Origin of the sequence: Xenorhabdus santafensis, assembly GCF_033949405.1 — a bacterium.
GTDB lineage: Bacteria > Pseudomonadota > Gammaproteobacteria > Enterobacterales > Enterobacteriaceae > Xenorhabdus > Xenorhabdus santafensis.
The window spans coordinates 1-294 of sequence record NZ_VCDN01000549.1; the positions used below are offsets into that span (position 1 = coordinate 1).

General features: G+C 32.7%; 1 protein-coding gene. It reads left to right on the forward strand.

What is annotated here, in order from left to right:
* A partial coding sequence (locus FE392_RS23370) for a WXG100 family type VII secretion target (protein WP_319932053.1) occupies positions 1-235 on the forward strand: 235 nt, incomplete at its 5' end.
* Positions 236-294: the final 59 nt, after the last annotated feature.

Sequence of the window (294 nt, forward strand, 5' to 3'; positions counted from 1 at the left end):
AGATGCAAATCAAATTGAGGACATTTTACGTCAACTACAAAACTTACAAAATGAATTAAGAGGAGAATGGGAAGGACGTGCTTTTGAAGGTTTTGACCAACAGTTCAATCAATTAAAACCAAAAGTACAAAACTTCGCACAGCTATTACAAGAAATTAATATGCAGCTTAATAAAACTGCAGAGGCTGTTGCTTCTCATGATGAAGAATTATCACGTAATTTCGGTTTGAAATAAGAAATTGCTTTGCTCTATATAACAAGCATTTCAAATGAGCCATACAGCTTATATTGTAT